General features: G+C 59.2%; 23 protein-coding genes and 1 pseudogene. 15 read left to right on the forward strand and 9 right to left on the reverse strand.

What is annotated here, in order from left to right:
• Positions 1-30: 30 nt before the first annotated feature.
• The 8 genes from KGB14_RS02245 to KGB14_RS02280 all read left to right on the forward strand — a co-directional run bounded on the left by KGB14_RS02245 (position 31) and on the right by KGB14_RS02280 (position 9,506).
• Positions 31-1,314 carry an NAD(P)/FAD-dependent oxidoreductase gene (locus tag KGB14_RS02245; RefSeq protein WP_223483906.1) on the forward strand — a complete coding sequence of 428 codons (1,284 nt, stop codon included), beginning with the start codon at positions 31-33 and terminating at the stop codon, positions 1,312-1,314.
• A 381-nt stretch (positions 1,315-1,695) separates the two neighbouring features.
• Entirely contained in the window at positions 1,696-2,829 is a 1,134-nt protein-coding gene (locus KGB14_RS02250; RefSeq protein WP_223483907.1) for a branched-chain amino acid ABC transporter substrate-binding protein, read from the forward strand.
• Positions 2,830-3,020: 191 nt separating this feature from the next.
• Positions 3,021-3,935: an ABC transporter permease subunit gene (locus KGB14_RS02255; protein ID WP_057397753.1), complete on the forward strand. Its 915-nt coding sequence runs from the start codon at positions 3,021-3,023 to the stop codon at positions 3,933-3,935.
• Positions 3,936-3,937: 2 nt separating this feature from the next.
• Positions 3,938-5,236: a high-affinity branched-chain amino acid ABC transporter permease LivM gene (gene livM / locus KGB14_RS02260; protein ID WP_223483908.1), complete on the forward strand. Its 1,299-nt coding sequence runs from the start codon at positions 3,938-3,940 to the stop codon at positions 5,234-5,236.
• Positions 5,233-6,108, forward strand: a complete 876-nt coding sequence (locus KGB14_RS02265; RefSeq protein ID WP_223483909.1) for an ABC transporter ATP-binding protein — start codon at positions 5,233-5,235, stop codon at positions 6,106-6,108. The genes livM and KGB14_RS02265 overlap by 4 nt, the downstream gene beginning before the upstream one ends.
• Positions 6,105-6,821 (forward strand): ABC transporter ATP-binding protein, encoded by a 717-nt coding sequence (locus KGB14_RS02270; protein WP_223483910.1) that lies wholly within the window; start codon positions 6,105-6,107, stop codon positions 6,819-6,821. The genes KGB14_RS02265 and KGB14_RS02270 overlap by 4 nt, the downstream gene beginning before the upstream one ends.
• Positions 6,822-7,673: 852 nt before the next feature.
• Positions 7,674-8,441, forward strand: a complete 768-nt coding sequence (locus tag KGB14_RS02275; RefSeq protein WP_223483911.1) for an SDR family oxidoreductase — start codon at positions 7,674-7,676, stop codon at positions 8,439-8,441.
• A 159-nt stretch (positions 8,442-8,600) separates the two neighbouring features.
• Positions 8,601-9,506, forward strand: a complete 906-nt coding sequence (locus tag KGB14_RS02280; RefSeq protein WP_223483912.1) for a cation diffusion facilitator family transporter — start codon at positions 8,601-8,603, stop codon at positions 9,504-9,506.
• A 129-nt stretch (positions 9,507-9,635) separates the two neighbouring features.
• Here KGB14_RS02280 and KGB14_RS02285 read toward each other — a convergent pair whose 3' ends face one another.
• The 7 genes from KGB14_RS02285 to KGB14_RS02315 all read right to left on the reverse strand — a co-directional run bounded on the left by KGB14_RS02285 (position 9,636) and on the right by KGB14_RS02315 (position 14,885).
• Positions 9,636-10,769, reverse strand: coding sequence for an AGE family epimerase/isomerase (locus tag KGB14_RS02285; protein WP_223483913.1), 1,134 nt, complete (start codon positions 10,767-10,769; stop codon positions 9,636-9,638).
• A gap of 201 nt (positions 10,770-10,970) precedes the next feature.
• Positions 10,971-11,543, reverse strand: a complete 573-nt coding sequence (locus KGB14_RS02290; protein ID WP_223483914.1) for a HupE/UreJ family protein — start codon at positions 11,541-11,543, stop codon at positions 10,971-10,973.
• Positions 11,544-11,571: 28 nt separating this feature from the next.
• Positions 11,572-12,186, reverse strand: coding sequence for an urease accessory protein UreG (gene ureG / locus KGB14_RS02295; RefSeq protein WP_223483915.1), 615 nt, complete (start codon positions 12,184-12,186; stop codon positions 11,572-11,574).
• Positions 12,187-12,209: 23 nt separating this feature from the next.
• Positions 12,210-12,884 carry an urease accessory protein UreF gene (locus tag KGB14_RS02300; RefSeq protein WP_223483916.1) on the reverse strand — a complete coding sequence of 225 codons (675 nt, stop codon included), beginning with the start codon at positions 12,882-12,884 and terminating at the stop codon, positions 12,210-12,212.
• Positions 12,881-13,381 (reverse strand): urease accessory protein UreE, encoded by a 501-nt coding sequence (ureE, locus tag KGB14_RS02305; protein ID WP_223483917.1) that lies wholly within the window; start codon positions 13,379-13,381, stop codon positions 12,881-12,883. Before ureE ends, KGB14_RS02300 begins: the two co-directional genes overlap by 4 nt.
• 246 nt (positions 13,382-13,627) lie before the next feature.
• Positions 13,628-14,260, reverse strand: a complete 633-nt coding sequence (locus KGB14_RS02310) for a TetR family transcriptional regulator (protein WP_223483918.1) — start codon at positions 14,258-14,260, stop codon at positions 13,628-13,630.
• Between the two features lie 154 nt (positions 14,261-14,414).
• Positions 14,415-14,885, reverse strand: a complete 471-nt coding sequence (locus KGB14_RS02315; RefSeq protein WP_223483919.1) for a hypothetical protein — start codon at positions 14,883-14,885, stop codon at positions 14,415-14,417.
• A 386-nt stretch (positions 14,886-15,271) separates the two neighbouring features.
• Between KGB14_RS02315 and KGB14_RS02320 the strand changes: the two genes are divergently transcribed.
• Positions 15,272-17,347: an AsmA family protein gene (locus KGB14_RS02320; RefSeq protein WP_223483920.1), complete on the forward strand. Its 2,076-nt coding sequence runs from the start codon at positions 15,272-15,274 to the stop codon at positions 17,345-17,347.
• 129 nt (positions 17,348-17,476) lie between these two features.
• Here KGB14_RS02320 and KGB14_RS02325 read toward each other — a convergent pair whose 3' ends face one another.
• A complete protein-coding gene (locus tag KGB14_RS02325; RefSeq protein ID WP_223483921.1) occupies positions 17,477-18,454 on the reverse strand; it encodes a LysR substrate-binding domain-containing protein in 978 nt (325 codons plus the stop codon).
• 109 nt (positions 18,455-18,563) lie between these two features.
• Between KGB14_RS02325 and KGB14_RS02330 the strand changes: the two genes are divergently transcribed.
• The 4 genes and pseudogenes from KGB14_RS02330 to KGB14_RS02345 all read left to right on the forward strand — a co-directional run bounded on the left by KGB14_RS02330 (position 18,564) and on the right by KGB14_RS02345 (position 20,775).
• Positions 18,564-19,202 (forward strand): FMN-dependent NADH-azoreductase, encoded by a 639-nt coding sequence (locus KGB14_RS02330; RefSeq protein WP_223483922.1) that lies wholly within the window; start codon positions 18,564-18,566, stop codon positions 19,200-19,202.
• On the forward strand, positions 19,203-19,346 hold the full coding sequence (locus KGB14_RS02335) for an SMR family transporter (RefSeq protein WP_411740767.1): 144 nt from the start codon (positions 19,203-19,205) through the stop codon (positions 19,344-19,346). It begins immediately after the preceding gene.
• Between the two features lie 264 nt (positions 19,347-19,610).
• Positions 19,611-19,775 (forward strand): annotated as a pseudogene (locus tag KGB14_RS02340) (DMT family transporter); the annotation flags it as partial.
• 109 nt (positions 19,776-19,884) lie between these two features.
• Complete coding sequence (locus KGB14_RS02345; RefSeq protein WP_223483923.1) at positions 19,885-20,775, forward strand: lipase family alpha/beta hydrolase; 891 nt, start codon at positions 19,885-19,887, stop codon at positions 20,773-20,775.
• A gap of 103 nt (positions 20,776-20,878) precedes the next feature.
• On the opposite strand, the gene KGB14_RS02350 is transcribed toward KGB14_RS02345, so the two are convergent.
• Positions 20,879-21,766: a DMT family transporter gene (locus tag KGB14_RS02350; protein WP_223483924.1), complete on the reverse strand. Its 888-nt coding sequence runs from the start codon at positions 21,764-21,766 to the stop codon at positions 20,879-20,881.
• A gap of 97 nt (positions 21,767-21,863) precedes the next feature.
• Here KGB14_RS02350 and KGB14_RS02355 point away from each other — a divergent pair, with 97 nt between their 5' ends.
• Together KGB14_RS02355 and KGB14_RS02360 are read left to right on the forward strand one after the other, a co-directional pair.
• Positions 21,864-22,652, forward strand: coding sequence for an AraC family transcriptional regulator (locus KGB14_RS02355; RefSeq protein ID WP_223483925.1), 789 nt, complete (start codon positions 21,864-21,866; stop codon positions 22,650-22,652).
• A gap of 72 nt (positions 22,653-22,724) precedes the next feature.
• Positions 22,725-23,030 (forward strand): PsiF family protein, encoded by a 306-nt coding sequence (locus KGB14_RS02360; protein WP_223483926.1) that lies wholly within the window; start codon positions 22,725-22,727, stop codon positions 23,028-23,030.
• The last annotated feature ends 47 nt before the right edge of the window (positions 23,031-23,077 follow it).

The raw sequence follows: 23,077 nt of genomic DNA on the forward strand, positions 1-23,077 counted from the left end.
GTTGGTTAGGTTTCTGATTGGAGTCTGGCAATGCCGTTACGCGAAGAGTGTCTGTGGGAAAAACTGACGCCGCAAAGGCCCGACAACGCGGCGCTCAAGGGCGAGGTGACGGTGGATGTCTGCGTCGTCGGTGCCGGTTTCACCGGTCTGTCGGCGGCGGTGCATCTGCTGGAACAAGGTAAAAGTGTCTGTGTGCTGGAAGCGCATCGCGCCGGGCATGGCGGTTCGGGGCGTAATGTCGGGCTGGTCAACGCCGGGATGTGGATACCACCGGATGAAATCGAAGCCGGTTTCGGCGAGGCGGTCGGCAGTCAGCTTAACCGCATGCTGGGGGCGGCGCCGTCACTGGTGTTCAGCCTGGTCGACAAATACAACATCGATTGCCAGTTGCGCCGCGAAGGCACGCTGCACATGGCGCACAACGCCCGTGGCGAGGCAGATCTGCGCAGTCGCGAAGAACAATGGAAACGTCGCGGGGCACCGGTGGAGCTGTTGACCGGTCAAGCCTGCGAACAAGCAACAGGCACCAAAAAAATCGCTGCCGCATTGCTCGATCGGCGTGCCGGCACAATCAACCCGATGGCCTACACCACGGGGCTGGCCAAGGCAGCCGTTGGTCTCGGCGGTCAGCTGTTCGATCATTCCCCGGTGACCCGACTCGAACGTCAGGGCCAGCACTGGTCGGTGCAGACCGCCCAGGGTTCGGTGCTGGCCGAGCAGGTGGTCATCGCCTCCAATGCTTATACCGAAGGCGACTGGACGGAGCTGCGGCGCAACTTCTTCCCCGGTTATTACTATCAAGTGGCCTCGGTGCCGCTGACCGAAGACGCCGCGCAGCAGATTCTTCCCGGCGGCCAGGGTTCCTGGGACACCCGGCAAGTACTCAGCAGCATCCGTCGCGATGCCGAAGGACGGTTATTGCTCGGTAGTCTGGGCAACGGCAACCAGAAACCGACCTGGTTTCTGAAAGCCTGGGCCGATCGGGTTCAACAGCATTACTTCCCGTACCTCAAACCGGTGGAGTGGGAGTGCACCTGGACCGGTTGCATTGCCTTTACGCCCGATCATTTGATGCGCCTGTTCGAGCCGGCACCGGGTCTGGTGGCCGTCACCGGCTACAACGGTCGAGGCGTGACCACCGGTACAGTGGTCGGCAAAGCCTTTGCCGATTATTTGTGTAACGGAAATCCTCAAGCCCTGCCGATTCCCTTCGCCCCGATGCAGCCATTGGCCGGGGTAGGGTTGCGCAGCTGTCTGTACGAGGCGGGTTTCTCGCTGTATCACGCGGGCCAGTGCCTGCGGATTGTCATTTAACACAGAGAAACTGTTGTCGGAAGCGGCGCTTTTTCGCGCAGCAGCTAGCCTGTAATGGTGCGGGTTGTAGCAGTTGCGCACCAGCAGTGTGCAGTTCGGTGACGCGGGCTGTTACAGGCCGGTTGCACGTCGTTTCGGGTAGCGGTTGCAATGATGGCGCGTGGAGGTTGCGCCTTTAAATAATAAGGGTTTCACCTCCCGCGGTTTAGACGGTTGCACGCCCAATGAAAATGGGCCCGAAACAGTCGAAATAACAATAAAGCAGCGACTTTTTGAAGAATAAAAAACCGATGGCACGCCACTTGCTCTGCGTTTGTAGCTGAATCAAAGCTTGCGCTGAAGTAGCTGTGCTAACTAAAAAAACCTCAGGAGCACCATCACATGTCGCAGACGTTTTACAGGAAAGGTTTTCTGGCACTCGCAGTTGCTACTGCATTGGGTGTTTCTTCGTTTGTTCAAGCTGATGTCAAAATTGGTGTGGCGGGTCCGATGACAGGTGCCAACGCTTCCTTCGGCTTGCAATACATGAAAGGCGCGCAAGCTGCGGCGGATGCAATCAACGCCAAGGGCGGCATCAACGGCGAAAAAATTGTACTGGTCCAGGGCGATGACGCCTGCGAACCGAAACAGGCTGTAGCTGTCGCGAATAAAATGGTGCAGGACAAGGTTATTGGCATTGTCGGGCATTTCTGCTCGTCGTCGACCATTCCGGCTTCTGAGGTCTACGCCGACGCCGGCATCATCGCCATTACCCCAGGTTCTACCAACCCGACGGTTACCGAGCGCGGCCTGCCTGCCATGTTGCGTTTGTGCGGGCGTGATGACCAGCAAGGTATTGTCGCGGGCAACTACATTGTCGACGTCCTGAAAGGCAAGAAAGTTGCCGTCATCAATGACAAGGACACCTACGGTAAAGGCCTGGCGGATGCGACTGCCAAGCAGTTGACCGCCCGTGGCGTGAAACCGGTTCTTGAAGAGGGTCTGACCCGTGGCGAGAAAGACTTCAGCGCCCTGATCACCAAAGTCCGTTCGGTAGGGGCTGATGTCCTTTACTTCGGCGGCCTGCATCCGGAAGCCGGTCCACTGGTCCACCAACTGCGTGAGCAAGGTCTGAAAGACGTCAAGTTCATGTCCGATGACGGCATCGTGACTGACGAAATGGTGACGACTGCCGGTGGCGCGCCGTTCGTCGATGGCGTGTATATGACCTTTGGCGCTGACCCGCGCCTGATTCCAGACAGCAAGGCTGTCGTAGAAACTTTCCGCAAGTCCGGTTACGAGCCTGAAGGCTACACCCTGTACGCCTACGCCACGGTGCAAGCCCTGGCTGCCGGCTTCAATGGCGCCAAGTCGAACAAAGGTGAAGACGCCAGCAAATGGCTGAAAGAACACCCGGTGGAAACCGTGATGGGCAAGAAGGAATGGGACAGCAAAGGCGACCTGAAAGTCTCCGACTACGTGGTTTACCAGTGGGATGCTGCAGGCAAATACCACCAGCTGGATAAACAGAAGTGAGATAAGCGCATCGCCAGGCTTGGGTCTCTCGACATGAATCGTGGGACGCAAGCCGGGCTTTGGTCATGGGTTCTGCAATCGTGGCGACCCGGTATTTTTCTTCTGAGCCACCTGAACCCGGCCAGGTACGCCTCACAAGGGCTCTCCGACACCGGGTTCGCGGTGGCCTCTCAAGTTAGTGAGAGTGCATGATGGACGGTATTTTCCTGCAACAAGTTATCAACGGTCTGACTCTCGGATCGGTCTACGGCCTGATCGCCATCGGCTACACAATGGTCTACGGCATCATCGGCATGATCAACTTCGCCCATGGCGAGGTTTATATGATTTCCGCGTACCTCGCGGCGATCAGCCTGGCTCTGCTGTCTTACTTCGGTGTCGAATCCTTTCCGTTGTTGATCCTTGGCACCCTGCTGTTCACTGTCTTCGTGACCGGTGTGTATGGCTGGGTCATCGAACGCATCGCTTACAAGCCATTGCGTAACTCCACCCGACTGGCACCGCTGATCAGTGCTATCGGCGTTTCCCTGATTCTGCAGAACTACGCACAGATCGCTCAAGGCTCACGGCAGCAGGGTATCCCCACGCTGCTGAGCGGTGGACTGAGATTCGAAATCGGTACTGGTTTTGTGCAGATCACCTACACCAAGATCTTTATTCTGGTCGCAGCGTTTGTCGGGATGGCCTTGCTGACCTACATCATCAAATACACCAAGTTGGGGCGCATGTGTCGTGCGACCCAACAAGACCGCAAGATGGCCTCGATCCTCGGGATCAACACCGACCGGGTGATCTCTTACGTGTTCATCATTGGTGCCGCCATGGCTGCGCTGGCCGGTGTCTTGATCACGGTGAACTACGGCACCTTCGACTTCTATGCAGGTTTCGTGATCGGCATAAAGGCCTTCACCGCTGCCGTGCTCGGCGGGATTGGTTCGCTGCCTGGCGCCATGCTCGGCGGGATCCTTCTCGGCGTTTCCGAGTCGCTGTTTTCCGGCGTGATCAACTCTGACTACAAGGACGTCTTCAGCTTCTCGCTGCTGGTACTGATCCTGATTTTCCGTCCTCAAGGCCTGTTGGGTCGCCCACTTGTGGCGAAGGTATAAGTATGTCCGACACTAATAAAAACACTATCGATGTCAAAAAAAGCCTTATCGACACGGTCCTGGCCGGGTTGATTGCCCTGATTGTCTTCGGCCCGATCGTGGGTGTGGTACTGGAGGGTTATAGCTACAACCTGCAGCCGACACGTGTGGCCTGGATGGTCGGGGCGGTGATGATCGGGCGTTTTGTCTTGAGCCTGTTTTTGCAGACCGCCAAGGGTGTGAAGGTTCAGCAAAGCTTCGAAGTCGTCGGCTCAGGCGTGCATGTGCTGCCGCCTGATTACAAGTCGCGGCTGCGCTTGATCATTCCGGTCTTGATCGTGATCGCTATTGTCTTTCCGATCTTCGCAGACAAGTACCTGCTGACGGTGGTGATACTGGGATTGATCTATGTGTTGCTGGGCCTTGGCCTGAACATCGTGGTCGGTCTGGCTGGCCTGCTCGACCTGGGTTATGTGGCGTTTTATGCCATCGGCGCCTATGGCCTGGCACTGGGTTATCACTACCTTGGCCTGGGTTTCTGGACCATGTTGCCGCTATCGGCACTCATGGCGGCGATGGCCGGATGCATACTCGGCTTTCCCGTGTTACGCATGCATGGTGACTATCTGGCGATCGTGACGCTGGGCTTCGGTGAAATCATTCGCCTGATACTGACCAACTGGCTGTCCTTCACGGGAGGACCTAACGGTATGCCGGTGCCATCACCGTCGGTTTTCGGTATTGAGTTCGGGCGTATAGCGAAGGATGGCGGGATACCCTTCCATCAATTCTTTGGGACTGAATACAACCCAAACGTAAAGTTCATGCTCATCTATGGTGTGCTGTTCCTCGTTGTGATGCTGGTGCTGTACATCAAGCATCGCCTGACTCGCATGCCGGTCGGGCGCGCCTGGGAAGCCTTGCGCGAAGATGAAATCGCCTGTCGCGCCATGGGCCTCAACCATGTTCTGGTCAAGCTGTCGGCCTTTACCCTGGGGGCTTCCACTGCCGGTCTGGCCGGTGTGTTTTTCGCCAGCTATCAAGGCTTCGTCAATCCGACCTCGTTCTCGTTCTTCGAGTCGGCCTTGATCCTCGCCATCGTCGTGCTCGGCGGCATGGGGTCGACGGTGGGAGTGGTGATCGCGGCGTTCGTGCTGACTGTCGCCCCGGAACTGCTGCGCAGCTTCGCCGAATACCGCGTGTTGCTGTTCGGCGTCCTCATGGTATTGATGATGATCTGGAAACCGCGCGGCCTGATTCGTATCAGCCGTACCGGTGTGACTCCGCGTAAAGGTGCCTTGACTGAGAGGGCCGCGCCATGAGCGAAGAAATCGTTCTAAAGGTCGAGAACCTTATGATGCATTTCGGCGGCATCAAAGCCCTGAGTGATGTCAGTCTGAAAGTTAAACGTAACTCGATTTTCGCGTTGATCGGCCCCAACGGTGCGGGCAAGACCACGGTGTTCAACTGTCTGACCGGTTTCTACAAGGCCACCGGCGGGCACATTGAACTTGACACTCGTGGTGTGAAAACCGACGTCATCAAAATGCTCGGGGAACCGTTCAAGGCGACCGATTTCGTTTCGCCGAAGAGCTTCGTCAGCCGGCTCCACTACAAGATGTTCGGCGGCACGCACCTGATCAACCGTGCTGGCCTGGCGCGGACCTTCCAGAACATTCGCCTGTTCAGGGAAATGTCGGTCATCGAGAACCTGCTGGTGGCCCAGCATATGTGGGTCAACCGTAATCTGCTGTCCGGTGTGCTCAACACCAAGAACTACCGCAAGGCCGAGAGCGATGCCCTTGACCATGCCTTCTACTGGCTGGAAGTGGTGGATCTGGTGGACTGCGCCAACCGCTTGGCCGGTGAGCTTTCCTACGGCCAGCAACGTCGTCTGGAAATCGCCCGAGCCATGTGCACCCGGCCCAAGATCATCTGCCTGGACGAACCGGCGGCGGGCCTCAACCCGCAGGAAACCGAGGCGCTCAGCGCGATGATTCGACATCTGCGCGACGACCACGATATTACCGTGGTGCTGATTGAACACGACATGGGCATGGTAATGAGCATTTCCGACCACATCGTGGTGCTGGACCACGGCAACGTGATCGCCGAGGGTGACCCTGAAGCGATCCGCAACGACCCGAAAGTGATTGCGGCCTACCTGGGCGCCGATGAAGAGGAAGTGGTATGAGTGCACCCATCCTCGAACTCAAGGAGCTGGACGTGTTTTACGGGCCGATTCAGGCCCTGAAGAAAGTCTCGTTGCACATCAATGAAGGTGAAACCGTCAGCCTGATCGGCTCCAACGGCGCCGGCAAATCGACCCTGCTGATGTCGATCTTCGGCCAGCCCCGGGCCGCTGACGGGCAAATCATCTATCAGGGTGTGGATATCACGCACAAGTCGTCCCACTACATTGCGTCCCACGGTATCGCCCAGTCGCCGGAAGGCCGGCGGGTGTTCCCTGACATGACCGTCGAGGAAAACCTGTTGATGGGCACCATCCCTATTGGTGACAAGTACGCCACCGAAGACATGGAGCGCATGTTCGAGCTGTTTCCGCGGCTCAAGGAACGGCGTACACAGCGGGCCATGACCATGTCTGGCGGCGAGCAACAAATGCTCGCCATCGCCCGGGCGCTCATGAGCCGGCCAAAACTGCTCCTGCTCGATGAGCCGAGCCTGGGGCTGGCGCCGATTGTGGTGAAGCAGATCTTCGCGACTTTGCGGGAACTGGCCAAGACAGGGATGACCATTTTCCTGGTGGAACAGAACGCCAACCACGCCCTCAAGCTGTCGGACCGGGCATACGTGATGGTCAACGGCGAGATCCGCCTCAGCGGCACCGGCAAGGAGCTGCTGGTGAACGAGGAGGTGCGTAACGCCTATCTCGGCGGGCACTGACCGAAGAGCCCGAAAAACGCCCTGACGAACTCAACGTCAGGGCGTTTTTTTATGCCTGCACAATCCCCCTGTAGGAGCTGCCGAAGGCTGCGATCTTTTGATCTTGCTTTTGATTTTTCGGGGTCGGCACTGAGGCGTCTGTGGAAAAGATCGCAGCCTTCGGCAGCTCCTACACGGGCCGGTGCTTTGAGGTAAAGGGAAATTGTGGAAAACAATATTCATGACCTCTCAAAGCGCGACATAAAGCCGCTGCAAATTACTGTTTTATCTCGGTTTTGACTTGTCCCCGTTTGCTGTGGAGCTGGCTGTGAATAACGTGGGAGTAGCTGGCTGTAAGCCTTTGAATCCGTGGCTTGCAGGGGTGTGGTTGTTTTTTGATCAGTGGTTTTTCCCGGAGCTCGAGCCGGCGTTGTCAACCTTTTTGTTATGGGCGGACACGGTATGAATCGAGGTGGACAAGCCTGTGGATAAGTCTGTGATTAAACTCTGGAAAGACTCGGCTGAGGGCCGTAGTTGCTGGCTTGGCGCCATCGTCGGTTTGACCGCTCGGTCGTGCAAATTGCCCGGGCTACACAGCAGGCACCCGAGGGTCAAGCAAAAAACTTTCTAATCTGCTCGCAAAGCCTTGTGGACAGTGGCTTGCAGCTTTTCCACTTGCCCCCGGAAACTGTGGACCGGCCTGTGGATAACGTGCGCGTACATGGCTGCAAGCCACGGTTCATATGGCGTTGCCAGCATTGATCGTTTTTTATACGGTTTTTGCGATAGTTGCCGCTGTGGGCAAGGCCGGGCATGCTGGCAACTGATTTTCTATTCCAAGGGCTGTCGATCAGCCGAAGCAAGGAGAACACGATGTCCAACACCCTGTTTATTACCGGCGCGACCTCCGGTTTTGGTGAAGCCTGTGCCCGTCGTTTTGCCGAAGCCGGCTGGAAGCTGGTGCTGACAGGTCGTCGTGAAGAACGCCTCAATGCCCTGTGCGCCGAGTTGTCGAAGCAGACCGAGGTCCATGGCCTGGTGCTCGACGTACGGGATCGCAAGGCCATGGAGGAGGCGATTGCCAACCTGCCGCCGTCCTTCGCCAAGCTGCGCGGGCTGATCAACAACGCCGGCCTGGCCTTGGGCGTGGATCCGGCCCCCAAGTGCAATCTTGATGATTGGGACACCATGGTCGATACCAACATCAAAGGCCTGATGTACAGCACCCGCCTGCTGCTGCCGCGTTTGATCGCTCACGGTCGTGGCGCCGGCATCGTCAACCTCGGTTCCATCGCTGGCAACTACCCCTACCCGGGCAGCCACGTGTATGGCGCGAGCAAGGCGTTCGTCAAACAGTTCTCCCTGAACCTGCGCTGCGATCTGCAAGGTACGGGCGTGCGGGTCAGCAACATCGAGCCGGGCCTGTGCGAGAGCGAGTTCTCGCTGGTGCGTTTCGCCGGTGACCAGGAGCGCTACAACGCCACTTACGCCGGTGCCGAGGCGATCCAGCCACAAGACATCGCTGAGACCATTTTCTGGGTGCTCAACGCACCGGCCCACATCAACATCAACAGCCTCGAGCTGATGCCGGTGAGCCAGACCTGGAGCGGGTTTGCCATTGAGCGTAATGCCAAGGCGTAAGGCCGAGTAACGGCCAAGTCGCGAGCAGGGAACGCATTCCAATGTGGGAGCGAGCCTGCTCGCGATTGGGCCAGAACAGGCAAAACAGGACATAAGGTAGACTCCTTCCTCAACAACCCCACCGCACCCTGCGGTTTCAAGGTTCTCAGAGGAGGTTACGTGAGTAACCGAGGCGAGCAGTCGCTGCTCAAGCAATCGACCATTCTGATGTTCGCCGTGGCGATCGCCGGGATTGTCACCGGTTTTATTTCAGGGGCCCAATCCATCCTGTTTGATGGTTTTTTCTCGTTGATCGCGACCTTCATCAAGGTCCTGATGTTGATCACCGCCAAGCTGATCGCCAAGGAAAGCAACCATCGCTTCCAGTTCGGCTTCTGGCACCTGGAGCCTATGGTGCTGCTGATCGAAGGCAGCTTTCTGCTGTTGATCGCGATCTACGCCTTTCTCAACGGCGTGTTTGGCATTATCAATGGTGGTCGTGAGATCGAGCTTGGGTTGGTAATCATCTACGCGGCGGTGTTCACCGTCGTCGAGTTCGCCTATTTCTTCTACGTCCGCCACCGCAATCGAAAGCTCAAATCAACGCTGATCCAGTTCGACAACATCAGTTGGCTGGTGGACGCGATGCTTTCGGTGGGCCTGTTGATCAGTTTTCTTGCCGCGCTGCTGCTCAAGAGCCAGGGCTATAGCGCGTGGGCGATGTATGTCGACCCTCTGATTTTGATTCTGCTGGCCCTGAGCATGCTGGCCCCGGCCTTCAAAATCCTTGGCCCGGCATTGCAAGATGTACTGGGGATTGCCCCGGATCAACTCAATGACACCGTGCGCCAGGTCATGGACGCGGCCAAAGTCGAACATGGCTTCGACGACTACATCTCCTACGTGCAGAAACACGGACGGGCGCGGTTTATCGAGATTCACGTGGTGTTGCCGGTGGATTACCGGCTGAAGAGCGTGCAACAGCTGGATGCGTTGCGCGAGGAGATTTCCGCGAAGCTCGGCAAGCCGGATGCGGCGAGATGGTTGACCATCAGTTTTACGGGTGACAGGAAGTGGATTGCCTGATTGGCTGGTGACCTGTGTGAGGTCATTCGCGGGCAAGCCTCGCTCCTACAGGTTTTGTGCTGGATCACAATTCTGCGAACGACATAAAACCTGTAGGAGCGAGGCTTGCCCGCGAAAGCAATCTCCCGGTCAGCGCAAATACTCGGCCAACCCTCGATAACAGGTCGCCAAGTGATAAGGCGTGGTCGAAGGCATGTCCTTGCGGCTCACTTCGCCCAGCTCATCGCGACACTCATACCAGCCACCCGCATGCAAAAAGCGTTGTTGCAACGCCTGCAATTGGTGCCGCACAGACGCTTCGCTACCCGGGCGCAAGGTCAGGGCGCGCAGGTATTCGGCCTGGGCCCAGATGCGTTGGGTCGCGTCGCGAGGGCGCCCGTCCAGTTCGAGGTCGAGCATTGCTCGCACAGCACCAGTCTGCTGATCCACGCCCAGTTGCTCGGTGAACGCAAAGGCGCGCTCCAGCGAGGCGTGCAGTTGCGAACCACGCAGCAACGGTGAGGATTGCAGCAGGAAATACCATTCGAACTGATGGCCTGGCTCGAACCAGTTATCCACAGCACCCAACGGCTTTTCCATCAACACTGCGTATTGCGGGTCGATGAAGCGCTTTTGCATGGCTGTGCATAACGCCACAAGCGCGCTCTGCACGGCAGCATCGTCGCGTACCGAAAGGGTGGCGAGGAAGGCTTCGGCCAAATGCATCAATGGATTCTGCAGCGGCCCGGAGTTGAGCGAGGACCAATCACGGCCCAGGCTGGCTTCGTACAGGCCGTCGCCTGTGGCGAAACGCTGCGCCAACACTTCCAGCGTGGCGTTGAGCACAGACTCCACCAGCGGTTCGCGAACCTTGTCCCAGTAATGGGCGCAGGCGAACAGGATGAAGGCGTGGGTGTAGAGGTCTTTGCGTTGATCCAGCGGCGCACCTTGCGGGTCGATGCTGTAGAACCAGCCGCCATGCTCGGCATCATGGAAGTGACATTGCAAGGAACGGAACAACGCCGCCGCGCGTTCTTCGGCGTGAGGCACTTGGCCGATCAGGCTGGAAAACAGGAACAACTGCCGCGCGCAAGCCATGGCCCGGTAGCGCTGAGGTGGCAGCGGTTGATGCTCGGCGTCCAGCGCTTCATACGGCAATGCCATGTCGGCGTTCCAGCCGGGGCCTTGCCAGAGCGGCACGATCACGTCCTGGAAGTGCTGTTGCACCGAGGCGAACAGGGCGGTCAATTCAGGCTGGGAAGCAGAGCGGGAAACAGAGGGCATTGGCTGGCGTCGTCACGGCAGGGGCGATTGCGCGACATGGTAGCAGAGAGGCAGGCTTGAGAGAGGCGGTGTCTGATCAGACGCTATCGCGGGCAAGCCCGCTCCCACAGGGATCATCAGCATTCACACGATTTGTGCTGGCGGCGAATATCCTGTGGCAGCGGGCTTGCCCGCGAAGAGGCCGGTTCAGACGCTAGAGAATCACCCCGCCAGCAACCAAACCCCAGTCGCCGCCGAAGCCGCACCCGCCAGCCGAACCAGTGGGGCGGCGGCCTGAGGCAAGACGCGAACCATCGCATAACCCAACCCATGCAACGCCGCCGTCGCCGCCACAAACCCTATTGCATACGCCCAAGGGCTCGACATTTGCGGCAATTCCAGACCATGCGCCACGCCATGAAACAGCGCAAACAATGCGGTCGCGGCCAGCGCCAGGCTCAACGGCGGACGCACCGCCAACGCCACAGCCAGCCCCAACGCCAATACCGATGCGGCAATCCCGCTTTCCAGCGCCGGCAGGTTCAATCCTTCGAAGCCCAGCAGCCCACCGATCAGCATCGTGCCCACGAACGTGCACGGCAGCGCCCAGCGCGCGGCGCCTTTCTGTTGCGCGGCCCATAACCCCACGGCAAGCATCGCCAGCAAGTGATCGAGGCCGCCGATCGGGTGGCCGATGCCGGCCATCAAGCCATTGTCGCCATGGCCTGGGTGAGCGAACGCGATGGCCGGGGTCAGCAGCAGGGCCATGGCGCCCAGAATGCGTTTCAGTGTCATGGATAAGCTTCCTTGTTGATAAGTGTGGTCAGGCCGCAGTCAGCAGGCCCTGGCGTTCGATGAAGGCGATGATGGCTTCCAGGCCCTGGCCGGTTTTCTGGTTGCTGAAAACAAACGGTTTGCCGTTGCGCATGCGTTGGGTGTCGCTGTCCATAATCTCCAGCGAGGCGCCTACCAGCGGCGCCAGATCGATTTTGTTGATCACCAGCAAGTCTGACTTGCAGATGCCGGGCCCGCCCTTGCGCGGCAGCTTGTCGCCGGCCGAAACGTCGATCACGTAGATCGTCAGGTCGGACAGTTCCGGGCTGAAGGTGGCCGAGAGGTTGTCGCCACCGGACTCCACCAGAATCAGGTCCAGCCCCGGGAAGCGCCGGTTCAGTTGATCCACGGCTTCGAGGTTGATCGAGGCGTCTTCGCGGATCGCCGTGTGCGGGCAGCCGCCGGTTTCCACGCCGATGATCCGCTCGGGTGCCAGGGCTTCGTTACGCACCAAAAAGTCAGCATCTTCGCGGGTATAGATGTCGTTGGTCACGACGGCGAGGTTGTAGCGTTCACGTAGAGCCAGGCACAGGGCCAGGGTCAGGGCGGTTTTGCCGGAGCCGACCGGGCCGCCGATGCCGACGCGCAGAGGTTGGGCGTTCATGTGATTCTCCAAAGTAAAAGGCCCTAGGAACGGAACAGACGGCTGTACTGGCGCTCATGGGCCATGCACGCCAGGGACAGGCCGAAAGCGGCGCTGCCGGAATGTTCGGGATTGATTCGGGTGGCGTCTTGCTGCGCCTGTTGCAGCAGCGGCAACAGCTCGCTGGTCAGGCGTTGGGCGGCTTGCTGGCCCAGAGGCAGGGTTTTCATCAGCACTGCCAATTGGTTTTCCAGCCAGCTCCAGAGCCAGGCGGCCAGCGCATCTTGCGGGTTGATCTGCCAGGCGCGAGCAGCCAGCGCCCAGCCAAGGGCCAGGTGCGGTTCAGGGCATTGGTCGAGAAAGGCCCGGGCTGGAGCGTCCAGTTCCGGTAAGCCGTTGAGCAGTTGCTTCAACGAATAACCCATCTGTCGACTTTCCTGATACAGCTCGCGGGTTTCGCGGCTGGCGCGATGCTCTTCGCAGCGTTGCAGCAATTGGCCCCAGTTTTCTTCAGTGGCGGCGCTGCAATGGGCGAGCAACAACGGGGCGTCGAAACGGGCAAGATTGAGCAGCAATTGGTCGCTGATCCAGCGCCGCGCGCTGTCGGGATCGTTCACGCGGCCGTTATCCACAGCCATCTCCAGACCCTGGGAATAGCTGTAGCCGCCGATTGGCAGCTGCGGGCTGGCCAGACGCAACAGCGCCCAGGCTGGGTTCATAAACGCACGCCGAACTGGTGCAGTTTCGGCGGGTAGTTGAAATCCTCGTCGCCATGCCGCGAATGATGATGGCCGCCGCCATAGGCGCCATGTTCAGGCTGGAACGGGGCTTCGATGTTCTCGGCCTTGGCACCCAGCTGTTCGAGCATGGCCTTGAGCACGTAATCATCAAGCAGGCGCAACCAGCCGTCGCCGACTTGCAGGGCCACGTGGCGGTTGCCCAAGTGATAGGCGGCGCGGGTCAGTTCAAAGGCATTGGCGCAGGTAACGTGCAGCAATTGTTCGGGACGAGCGCAAACGCGAACGATGCGCCCGTCTTCAGCCTGTAGGCATTCGCCGTCATACAACGGTGGCTGCCCGCGCTCCAAAAACAACCCGACGTCTTCACCCTCGGCACTGAAACAGCGCAAACGGCTTTTGCTCCGGGCTTCGAAGGTCAGGTGCAACTCGGCGCCCCAGACGGGTTGAGGGTCGATTCTGCGATGAATCACCAGCATCGGAAGGCTTCCAGCAATGGACAATACTCAGGGTTAGAGCAAGGGGCTTGCCAATTGGGGGAGGCGTAGGAAATGCCTGTCGGAGCGTGAAGGGTGGTTCAGAATTTTGGATCATGTTGGTGCATGTGGAGGTTTCGCGCACCAATGTGGGAGCGAGCCTGCTCGCGATGGCGGAGTATCAGTCACATCAAGTGTTGACTGTGGCGACGTTATCGCGAGCAGGCTCGCTCCCACAGGGGTATGTATTTACTCGGTACTGCCGAGTCCTTGCCAATGTTTCAGGCCAATAAAGATAAAGCGCAACTGCTGAGTGATTTTCGCCTGCGGCGTCAGATGCTCCGGCAACGCCTCGGTCGGCGGATCAATGATGTCTGGCAAGGTGGCGAACACGCTTTTGACGATCAGATCGGCCATGACGCTCAACCCGGCAATATCCAGATGCTGCAGTTTCGGCATCAGCGACAAGTCTGCCGCCAGGTCCGAGCTGATATCTTCGCGCAAGCGGCCAATGGCCTGGCGCACCGGCAGCGAACCGCCGTACTGCTCGCGGGCCAGAAACAGGAATTGCGAGCGATTGGCCGTCACCACGTCGAGAAAGATTCTTACCGAGGCATCGATGATGCCGCCCATGACGAACTCGTTATGGCGCACCAGGCGGATGGTTTCGCGGAAGGTCTGACCGACTTCGCTCACCAGCACCAGGCCCAGTTCATCCATGTCGGCGAAATGCCGGTAGAAACCGGTGGGCACGATCCCGGCGGTTCTGGTCACTTCGCGCAAGCTCAGGCTGCCGAATCCTCGGCCGCTTTCCATCAGCTGGCGGGCAGCGTCCATCAGGGCGTTGCGGGTCTGTTGTTTCTGTTCGGCGCGGGGGAGCATCGCAAGGGTGTTTTCTGGACAGGACAGCGGCGCACTCTAACAAATCGGCTTCGCTGGCGTCGAACGGGGATCGGGGGCACGCAGGGAAATGTGGCTTCTATAAAGTCAAAAGCCCAATCCGGGGATTGGGCTTTTATTCAGGGCCGCCATGGACTTAGCTCACAGCGCTGTTGCGTTCGATTACACGGTCACCACCGCCTTCAGCCAGGGTTTGGCCTTGTGGAGTGCGATCGGTGCCATCGGCAGCCAGGGTTTGGCCTTGTGGAGTGCGATCGGTGCCATCGGCAGCCAGGGTTTGGCCTTGTGGAGTGCGATCGGTGCCATCGGCAGCCAGGGTTTGGCCTTGTGGAGTGCGATCCGCACCATCAGCGGCCAGGGTTTGACCTTGTGGAGTACGGTCCGAACCATCCTGAGTGATCAGGCCTTTTTCTTTCAGGCGATCATTGCCACCTTCGGCCAGGGTCTGACCTTGTGGGGTGCGGTCGGTACCATCGGCAGCCACGGTCTGGCTGAACACCGAGTGGTTGTCTTTGACTTGTGGAGTGGCCTGGTCAGCGGCTGGCAAGGCAAAAGCGGTGCTGGCTAACATCGAGAGGGTCAGGCTAAGCAGTAATTCGCGTTTCATGATGGGTTGCTCCTTGGGAGGGCGATAAAGTGGGTACGAGGGCAATGCTACTCTCGAGAAGTCGATATAAAAGTTCATAAACGCAATGGTAATAATCAACGGAATTGATTGTTTCGCCGAGGCGCTCTAGAACGGGCATTTCCGGCAACCGTTTTTGCACTGAGGTGGGTGTTTTCGACTCACTCGTGCAGCACAAAAGTGCGGGTCTGTAACGCCGGATGAGGGAGCAGTGTGGCCACGACCGATTATTTGAGTGTTAAACGGCTATTCGGTTAAACCTGCACGCCATTTCCCAGTCCTAGATGTCATGGCAGGCCGGTTCTGGCCTAACGTTTCATAGGTGCGTCGCTGTCCGGGCGCTCAGTTGTATTCAGGAGTCCTGTGCAATGACGCGCACTCGTAAAATTCTCGCCTGGACCTTTGCCAGCCTCATCGTCCTGCTGGCTGTATTGGTTCTGATCATCGCGTTCTTCGATTGGAACCGGATCAAACCACCTCTCAATGCCAAGGTTTCCGAAGAACTGCATCGTCCATTTGCCATCAATGGCAACCTCGCAGTGGTCTGGCAGCGCGAACCCGATGAAGGCGGCTGGCGGGCCTGGGTGCCGTGGCCACATGTGGTGGCTGAAGACCTGAGCCTGGGCAACCCGGACTGGTCGAAGCAACCGCAGATGGCCACCCTCAAACGCGTCGAGTTGCGCATTTCGCCGTTGGCCTTGCTGACGCAGCGGGTGCTGATCCCGCGCATCGACCTGACCGAACCCAATGCCGACCTACAACGTCTGGCCGATGGCCGCGCCAACTGGACGTTCAAATTCGACCCCAAAGACCCGAACGCCGAGCCCTCGAACTGGGTGGTGGACATCGGGGCCATCGGCTTCGACAAGGGCCACGTCACGCTTGATGATCAGAGTTTGAAGACTCAACTCGACTTGCTCATCGATCCGTTGGGCAAACCGATTCCATTCAGCGACATCGTCGGCGAAAAGGCGGCGAAATCCGCACTTGAGAAGGGCGGCGCACCGCAAAATTATGCGTTTGCGTTGAAGGTCAAAGGCCAATACCACGGTCAGGATCTCGCGGGTCAAGGCAAGATCGGTGGCCTGCTGGCCTTACAGGACGCCACCCGGCCGTTCCCGCTTCACGCTCAAATGAAGATCGCCGACACCCGTGTGGAACTGGCCGGCACGCTCACCGATCCATTGAATCTCGGCGCGCTGGATCTGCGCCTGAAACTGGCCGGTGCCAGCCTGGGCAATCTCTATCCGCTGATCGGCGTGACGCTCCCGGATACTCCGCCGTACGCCACCGACGGTCACTTGATCGCCAAGCTGCACGAGCCGGACGGGGCGGTTTACCGTTATGAGGCGTTCAACGGCAAGATCGGCGAGAGTGATATCCATGGCAACCTGAGCTACGTCGCGAGCCAGCCGAGGCCCAAACTCAGCGGGGCGCTGGAGTCCAATCAACTGCTGTTTACCGACCTGGCCCCGTTGATCGGCGCCGACTCCAATGCCAAGCAAATGGCCCGTGGCGGTGAAAGCAAACAGCCGACAGACAAGGTGCTGCCGGTCGAGGAGTTCAAGACCGAGCGCTGGCGCGTCATGGACGCCGACGTTGAGTTCACCGGCAAGCGCATTGTTCACAACGAAAAACTGCCGTTCAACGATCTCTACACTCATCTAGTGCTGACGGATGGCGTGCTCAGCCTCGAGCCCCTGCGTTTCGGTGTGGCCGGCGGCAACCTGGATGCGCAGATTCGTCTGAACGGACGTGCCGAGCCCTTGGAAGGCCAGGCCAAACTGACCGCGCGCAAGTTCAAGCTCAAGCAACTATTTCCCTCCCTTGATGTGATGAAAACCAGTTTCGGTGAGCTCAATGGCGACGCCGACCTTACCGGCCGGGGCAACTCGGTGGCCAAATTGCTGGGCACTGCCGATGGCAATTTGAAAATGCTGATCAATGACGGCGCGATCAGCCGCGAATTGATGGAACTGGCGGGATTGAACGTCGGCAACTATGTGGTCGGCAAAATCTTTGGCGACAAGGAAGTGAAGATCAACTGCGCGGCGGCCGATTTCGACATCAAGAGCGGTCTGGCGACCACACGGCTGTTCGTCTTCGATACCGAGAATGCGATCGTCTACATCGATGGCACCGCAAACATGGCAACCGAGCAACTGGACCTGACCATCAGCCCGGAATCCAAGGGCTGGCGTTTGATTTCGCTGCGGTCGCCGCTGTATGTGCGGGGTAAATTCATCAAGCCGGATGCGGGTGTGAAAGCGGTGCCGTTGATGTTGCGTGGGGCGGGGATGGTGGCATTGGGTGTGATTGCCGCGCCGGCGGCGGGCTTGCTGGCGCTGATAGCGCCCAGCGCGGGTGAGCCCAATCAATGTGCGCCGTTGCTGGAGCAGATGAAGGCCGGGAAGGCGCCGGTGACGGTTAAGCCAACCCGGTAATCCGTTGGCGTCTGTTATGACGCTTTCGCGGGCAGCCTTGCTCCTACAGGTTTTGCGTCGTGCCCATCGTTGGCATGCGACGCAAATCTGTAGGAGCGAGGCTTGCCCGCGAAAGCGGTCTGGCAGGCGCTACAAATCTTTCAAAATGTCAGCCATATCATCCGCATGCTCTTCTTCCTGGGCCGCAGGCTGCGATCTTGGTAATAGGCCCGACAACCGAGCTTCCTCCTGCAACCACGCAAAAAACGCCCGCACCGGCGGATGCCGTTCACGGCCCGGCACGCACAGCGCGCTGTATCCGGCCCCGTCGACCTGAATCTCACCCCGATAAGCCACCAGCAAACCGCTGGCCACACTTTCCGACACCAGAATATTGCTCGCCAGTACCAGACCTTGCCCGGCGATGGCGGCTTGCAGGGCGTAATGCTCTTCGTCGTATTCACGTACTGCCGGTTGCCCGGTCAGCCAGGTTTCGCCGGACTGCGCGCACCAGGCCTCCCAGCCGTGGGCATAAAGCTTGGAGTTGTGCCAGCGCACGCTGATCAGGGTCGGTACCCGACGGGCTGCCAGGGCCACTTGTTCAGGCGAGCCATAGACCCCGAAGGATTCGTCGAACAGGCACAGCCCATACAGATTCGGGTAATCGTCGAGGCTGTAACGCACCACCAGATCGACGCTGGCGTCCTGATGCAAGTCGATGACTTCGCAGTGAGTGTCCAGCCGCAGGCTGATGTTCGGATGGCAGGCGTAAAACCGGCCCAGCCTTGGCACCAGCCAGAGGGCCGCGAAGGCGGCCGTGGTGGAAATCGTCAGGCTCGTGCCGCTGCGTTGCGGGCGCAAGGTATCAACGCTTTGCGCCACTTCCAGCAGGGCGCCGTGCAGGCTGCGGAACAGCCGTTCGCCGCATTCGGTAAGGCGCACCTGCCGTGGCAGTCGTTCGAACAACGGCACGCCGAGCCAGCTTTCCAGGGCGCGGATCTGGTGGGAAACCGCCGTCGGCGTCACGGAGAGCTCTTCGGCGGCGGCCTTGAAACTCAGCAGGCGTGAGGCGGATTCGAAGGCCCGTAGGGCGGTCAGCGGTAACGAGGCAAACATTTGAAACTCCATGGATGAAATGGATTCACCCAAACTGATTTTTGCTCATTTGAATAGACGCGGCCGCCAGCTTCAAGCTGCGAGCCACAAACAGTTCGAGTTTAGTCTTCAGGAGATTCAGATGAGCACAATTCTTGCCATTCACGCCAGCCCCCGTGGCGACCGTTCCCATTCACGACGTTTGGCCGAGGTGTTTATTTCGGCCTGGCAGGTCCGCAACCCGCAGTCGCAACTGACTCGCCGTGAAGTCGGTCGGGCGTTGATTCCGCCCGTCAACGAAGCCTTCGTAGCGGCCGCTTTTCATCCAGAGCCGCAAGCACGACCGCTGTCGATGCAGGCCGATCTGGCACTCAGCGATGAATTGGTGGGGGAGTTGCTCGGCCATGATCTGTTGGTGATTTCCACGCCGATGTACAACTTCAGCGTGCCCAGCGGCCTCAAGGCCTGGATCGACCAGATTGTGCGGCTCGGGCTGACGTTCAATCACACCCTGGACAACGGCGTCGCGCAGTACGAACCACTGGTGCGAGGCAAGAAAGCGTTGATCGTCACCAGTCGCGGCGGATTCGGCTTCGGCCCCGGCGGTGAGCTGGAAGCGATGAACCATGCCGATCCATTGTTGCGCACGGCACTGGGGTTCATCGGCATCACCGACATCACCGTTGTCGCCGCCGAGGGCGAAGAGTCCGCCGAGCGCACCTTCCAGGTTTCCGTGGCCGAGGCCGAGCAGCGCTTGCTGGCGCTGGCCAGGGAGTTCTAGATGGCCTGGTTGTTCTTGCTGATCGCCGCCGGGTTCGAGGTCACCTTCGCCATGGGCATGAAGTACGCCGAAGGCTTCACCCGGCCCTGGCCGTCAGTGGTGACGGTGGTGGCTGCGGTGGGCGGGATTTACTTCCTGACCTAGGGGGCGTTCTCAATTAGTTTCCCCGCCGCGCCGGGTCTGCTGTTGTGCAGGGCAAGGCGCGAGAAGCGTGGTTTGGTCATTCCAAATAAGCTTCGAGCAACGCAGCCCTGCACAACAGCAGGCCCGGCCCTTCGGGTTGTGCCTTAAAGCGGGCCAGGCTGCGTTGCAGGCCTTGGAAAGGGAACAACCATTCCCAGCGGCCTGCGCCTTGCCTGGCCCGCTTTAAGGCGACAACGCGGCGGGGAAACTAATTGAGAACGCCCCCTAACCCTGCGCGAATTGCCGGTGAGCATCGCCTACCCGATCTGGACGGCTATCGGCTCGCTGGGCACGGTGTTTCTCGGCTTTGCGCTGCTCGGCGAAAGCCTGACCGCGCTCAAGCTGGTGTCGGTCGGGCTGATTGTGGCGGGCGTGGTGGGATTGAAGTAAGGCGGATGACATAGACTGGTTATCGAATTGTCATCTCGGGTGACGATGCTTGGCTGATGCCTTGCATCCAGCCTTGCTTCATCTCACCGATCACAAGGATTGTTCATCCATGTCGCAAGGTTCCGCCACGCGTTACCCGTTGGTGCTGGTCCCGGGGATGCTCGGGTTTATCCGTCTGCTGCTCTACCCCTATTGGTACGGAATCATTTCGGCGTTGCGCCGGGATGGGGCGACCGTGATCGCGGTGCAGGTCTCGCCGCTCAATTCCACGGAGGTACGCGGCGAGCAATTGCTGGCACGGATCGAGGAGATTCTGCGCGAAACCGGAGCCGGGAAGGTCAACCTGATCGGCCATAGCCAAGGCTCGTTGACCGCCCGTTATGCCGCGGCAAAACGCCCGGACCAGGTGGCGTCGGTGACCTCGGTGGCCGGCCCCAACCATGGCTCGGAGCTGGCGGACTACCTGCATGAAAATTATCCGGCTGACAGCGCCAAGGGCCGGCTGCTCAGCTTTTTGCTGTGGCTGATCAGCGCGTTGATGTGCCTGCTGGAAACCGGCTATCGCGGGCCGAGACTGCCGGTGGATATCCCGGCTTCGCACCAATCCCTGACCACCGCAGGCGTGGCGCTGTTCAATCAGCGTTATCCACAGGGGCTGCCTGACACTTGGGGCGGGCACGGCCCGGAAGTGGTCAATGGCGTGCGCTATTACTCCTGGTCCGGGACCTTGCAGGCGGGCAAGACCGATCGCGGGTGCAACCTGTTCGACGGGACCAATCGCAGTTGCCGGTTGTTTGCCAAGACCTTCGTGCGTGAAGCGGGGCATTGCGACGGGATGGTCGGGCGTTACAGCTCACATCTGGGGACGGTGATTGGTGATGAATACCCGATGGATCACTTCGATATCGTCAACCAGTCGCTCGGGTTGGTGGGCAAGGGCGCAGAGCCGGTGCGGTTGTTTGTCGAGCATGCGGCGCGGTTGAAGGCGGCCGGGGTTTAGCCGTCAGACCGCGTTATCGTTCATCGCGAGCAGGCTCGCTCCCACATTTACTCTGTGAACACAGGCCCATTGTGGGAGCGAGCCTGCTCGCGATGGCGCCAGATCAGCCAACGGTGACCTTTCGGCCAAGCACGGTAGTCCACCGCTCCGACAAAATCACCCCACCCAATGTCAGCACTCCACCCACCAGGTGATACAACGCCAACTGCTCATGCAGCACCACCGCCGCAATCAGCGCCGTAATCAACGGCAGCAGATTGAAAAACAACGTGGTCCGGCTCGGCCCCAGGCGCACCACGGCCTGCATCCATGCCAGCGGCGCCAGCATCGAGGCTAGCAGGCAGGCGTAGAGCACCAGCGGAATGTTCTGCAGGGTCGGACCGATTTTCGGTGAGGCGAGGAACAGCGGAAACAGCACCACCACCGCCACCAACACCTGCAAATACAACAACACCAGCGGCGGCAAACGCAGCTGCCATTTTTTCAACAGGGTGCTGTAAATCGCATACGCCAGCGTGGCGATCAGCATCATCGCGTCGCCCAGGTTCACCCCGTGCTCCAGCAACGCGCCAAGGCTGCCGGACGACACCACCACCAAAACCCCCGCAAACGACAGCACTGCACCGGCCAGGGCTCCGGCGGTCAGGCGTTGGCCGAGGCTGACAATCGCCATCGCCAGCGACATCAGCGGCATCAGCGACAAAATGATGCCCATGTTGGTCGCCGAAGTCAGCGTTGCGGCGAAGTAGGCCAGGCTCTGATAAACCGCCATGCCGAGCACGCCGAGGATAAAAATCTTGCCCAGGTTCGGGCGGATCATCGGCCAGTGGGCGATCACCGGTTTAAGCATGAAAGGCGTGAACAGGATTGCGGCCAGCAGCCAGCGGTAGAAACCGATTTCGGCGGGGAAAATCGCGCCGACCGCCAGTTTGTTGATCACGGTGTTGCCAGCCCAAATGAAAATGGCCAGCAGGGGATAAGCGTATTGCATCGGGAGAAACCAGAACGTTAATGAAGGGTGATTATCCGCCTGTCTGAATCAATGCCTATACTGCGATCCAGACAACCTGCCCCTGATTCCGGACAGCATGAACAATAAACACATCGACCTGCTGGATTTCAGCGAACTGCCGGCCCCGGTCTATTTCCGTTATGCCGACTTCAACACCCACGAATACGCCTCGGCCCACCATCACCCGTGGGGCACCCTCGAGTATTCGGCCAACGGGGTCTTGCACATGGAAATCGGCAGCCGCCGCTTCATGTCGCCGCCGCAATACGCGGTGTGGGTGCCGCCCGAGACCGAGCACAGTTTCTATAGCAATCAGCCGATCAACTATCGCGCGGTCTGCCTGGCGCCGACGCTGTGCCGTGATCTGCCGCAGCAGGCCTGCACCCTGGCGATCAGCGACATTCTCAAGGCGATCCTGAAAGACTTCGCCGCCCGCGATGTGAAAATTCCCGAACACGACGCAGACAAGCGTCTGGCCCAAGTGTTGGTGGACCAACTGCAACAGGCGCCGATGCATGAGTGTTACTTGCCCTACGCCAGCAGCCCCGGGTTGCTCGGCATTCTGGAAGCCCTGCAGGCCGAGCCTGGGGATAACCGGCCATTGGCGCAGTGGGCGGCGAACATTCATGTCAGCGAACGCACGTTGGCGCGGCAGTTTGTCCGCGAGTTGGGCATGAGTTTCGGTGAATGGCGGCAACGGTTACGCTTTCTGGCGGCGATCGAAGCGCTGGACAGCCAGCGCAGCATTCAGGAAATCGCCTTCGACATGGGCTACAGCACCGGCTCGGCATTTATCGCAATGTTTCAGCGCCAGGCCGGGTGCACGCCGGAGCAGTATCGACGCAGCCATCTCGATAGCAGGTGAAGGTGTAACGGGCTTTGTCTACACTTCGTAACGAGGCCGCACCCGTCGGTGCGGTAACAAGGAGAACACTCCATGAAGATGTTGCGTGCCCCGTTGTTGATGATCGGTTTGCTGCTCTGTTCCCAGGGTTTCGCCGCCACTGCCCAGCAGAACAAAATGACCACCTGCAATGCCGACGCTACCGCAAAGAGCCTCAAGGGCGACGAGCGCAAAGCCTTCATGAGTACCTGCCTCAAAGCTGCGCCGGCCGCCGATGCCGCAAAGCCTATGACACCTCAACAAGAAAAGATGAAAACCTGTAACGCCACCGCCACCACCCAGGCCCTCACGGGTGATGCGCGCAAAACCTTCATGAGCGATTGCCTGAAGAAAAAATAAGCATTGTGAGAGCGAGCCTGCTCGCGATGCAGGCGACTCAGTATCAC

This window comes from Pseudomonas sp. A-RE-19, from assembly GCF_019956555.1.
GTDB lineage: Bacteria > Pseudomonadota > Gammaproteobacteria > Pseudomonadales > Pseudomonadaceae > Aquipseudomonas.

Bases quoted from the DNA above. Each gene is read 5' to 3' on its own strand.
- KGB14_RS02245 (WP_223483906.1), top strand. From the start codon at position 31: ATGCCGTTACGCGAAGAGTGTCTGTGGGAAAAACTGACGCCGCAAAGG.
- KGB14_RS02250 (WP_223483907.1), top strand. From the start codon at position 1,696: ATGTCGCAGACGTTTTACAGGAAAGGTTTTCTGGCACTCGCAGTTGCT.
- KGB14_RS02255 (WP_057397753.1), top strand. From the start codon at position 3,021: ATGGACGGTATTTTCCTGCAACAAGTTATCAACGGTCTGACTCTCGGA.
- livM (WP_223483908.1), top strand. From the start codon at position 3,938: ATGTCCGACACTAATAAAAACACTATCGATGTCAAAAAAAGCCTTATC.
- KGB14_RS02265 (WP_223483909.1), top strand. From the start codon at position 5,233: ATGAGCGAAGAAATCGTTCTAAAGGTCGAGAACCTTATGATGCATTTC.
- KGB14_RS02270 (WP_223483910.1), top strand. From the start codon at position 6,105: ATGAGTGCACCCATCCTCGAACTCAAGGAGCTGGACGTGTTTTACGGG.
- KGB14_RS02275 (WP_223483911.1), top strand. From the start codon at position 7,674: ATGTCCAACACCCTGTTTATTACCGGCGCGACCTCCGGTTTTGGTGAA.
- KGB14_RS02285 (WP_223483913.1), bottom strand. From the start codon at position 10,769: ATGCCCTCTGTTTCCCGCTCTGCTTCCCAGCCTGAATTGACCGCCCTG.
- KGB14_RS02290 (WP_223483914.1), bottom strand. From the start codon at position 11,543: ATGACACTGAAACGCATTCTGGGCGCCATGGCCCTGCTGCTGACCCCG.
- ureG (WP_223483915.1), bottom strand. From the start codon at position 12,186: ATGAACGCCCAACCTCTGCGCGTCGGCATCGGCGGCCCGGTCGGCTCC.
- KGB14_RS02300 (WP_223483916.1), bottom strand. From the start codon at position 12,884: ATGAACCCAGCCTGGGCGCTGTTGCGTCTGGCCAGCCCGCAGCTGCCA.
- ureE (WP_223483917.1), bottom strand. From the start codon at position 13,381: ATGCTGGTGATTCATCGCAGAATCGACCCTCAACCCGTCTGGGGCGCC.
- KGB14_RS02310 (WP_223483918.1), bottom strand. From the start codon at position 14,260: ATGCTCCCCCGCGCCGAACAGAAACAACAGACCCGCAACGCCCTGATG.
- KGB14_RS02315 (WP_223483919.1), bottom strand. From the start codon at position 14,885: ATGAAACGCGAATTACTGCTTAGCCTGACCCTCTCGATGTTAGCCAGC.
- KGB14_RS02320 (WP_223483920.1), top strand. From the start codon at position 15,272: ATGACGCGCACTCGTAAAATTCTCGCCTGGACCTTTGCCAGCCTCATC.
- KGB14_RS02325 (WP_223483921.1), bottom strand. From the start codon at position 18,454: ATGGAGTTTCAAATGTTTGCCTCGTTACCGCTGACCGCCCTACGGGCC.
- KGB14_RS02330 (WP_223483922.1), top strand. From the start codon at position 18,564: ATGAGCACAATTCTTGCCATTCACGCCAGCCCCCGTGGCGACCGTTCC.
- KGB14_RS02335 (WP_411740767.1), top strand. From the start codon at position 19,203: ATGGCCTGGTTGTTCTTGCTGATCGCCGCCGGGTTCGAGGTCACCTTC.
- KGB14_RS02345 (WP_223483923.1), top strand. From the start codon at position 19,885: ATGTCGCAAGGTTCCGCCACGCGTTACCCGTTGGTGCTGGTCCCGGGG.
- KGB14_RS02350 (WP_223483924.1), bottom strand. From the start codon at position 21,766: ATGCAATACGCTTATCCCCTGCTGGCCATTTTCATTTGGGCTGGCAAC.
- KGB14_RS02355 (WP_223483925.1), top strand. From the start codon at position 21,864: ATGAACAATAAACACATCGACCTGCTGGATTTCAGCGAACTGCCGGCC.
- KGB14_RS02360 (WP_223483926.1), top strand. From the start codon at position 22,725: ATGAAGATGTTGCGTGCCCCGTTGTTGATGATCGGTTTGCTGCTCTGT.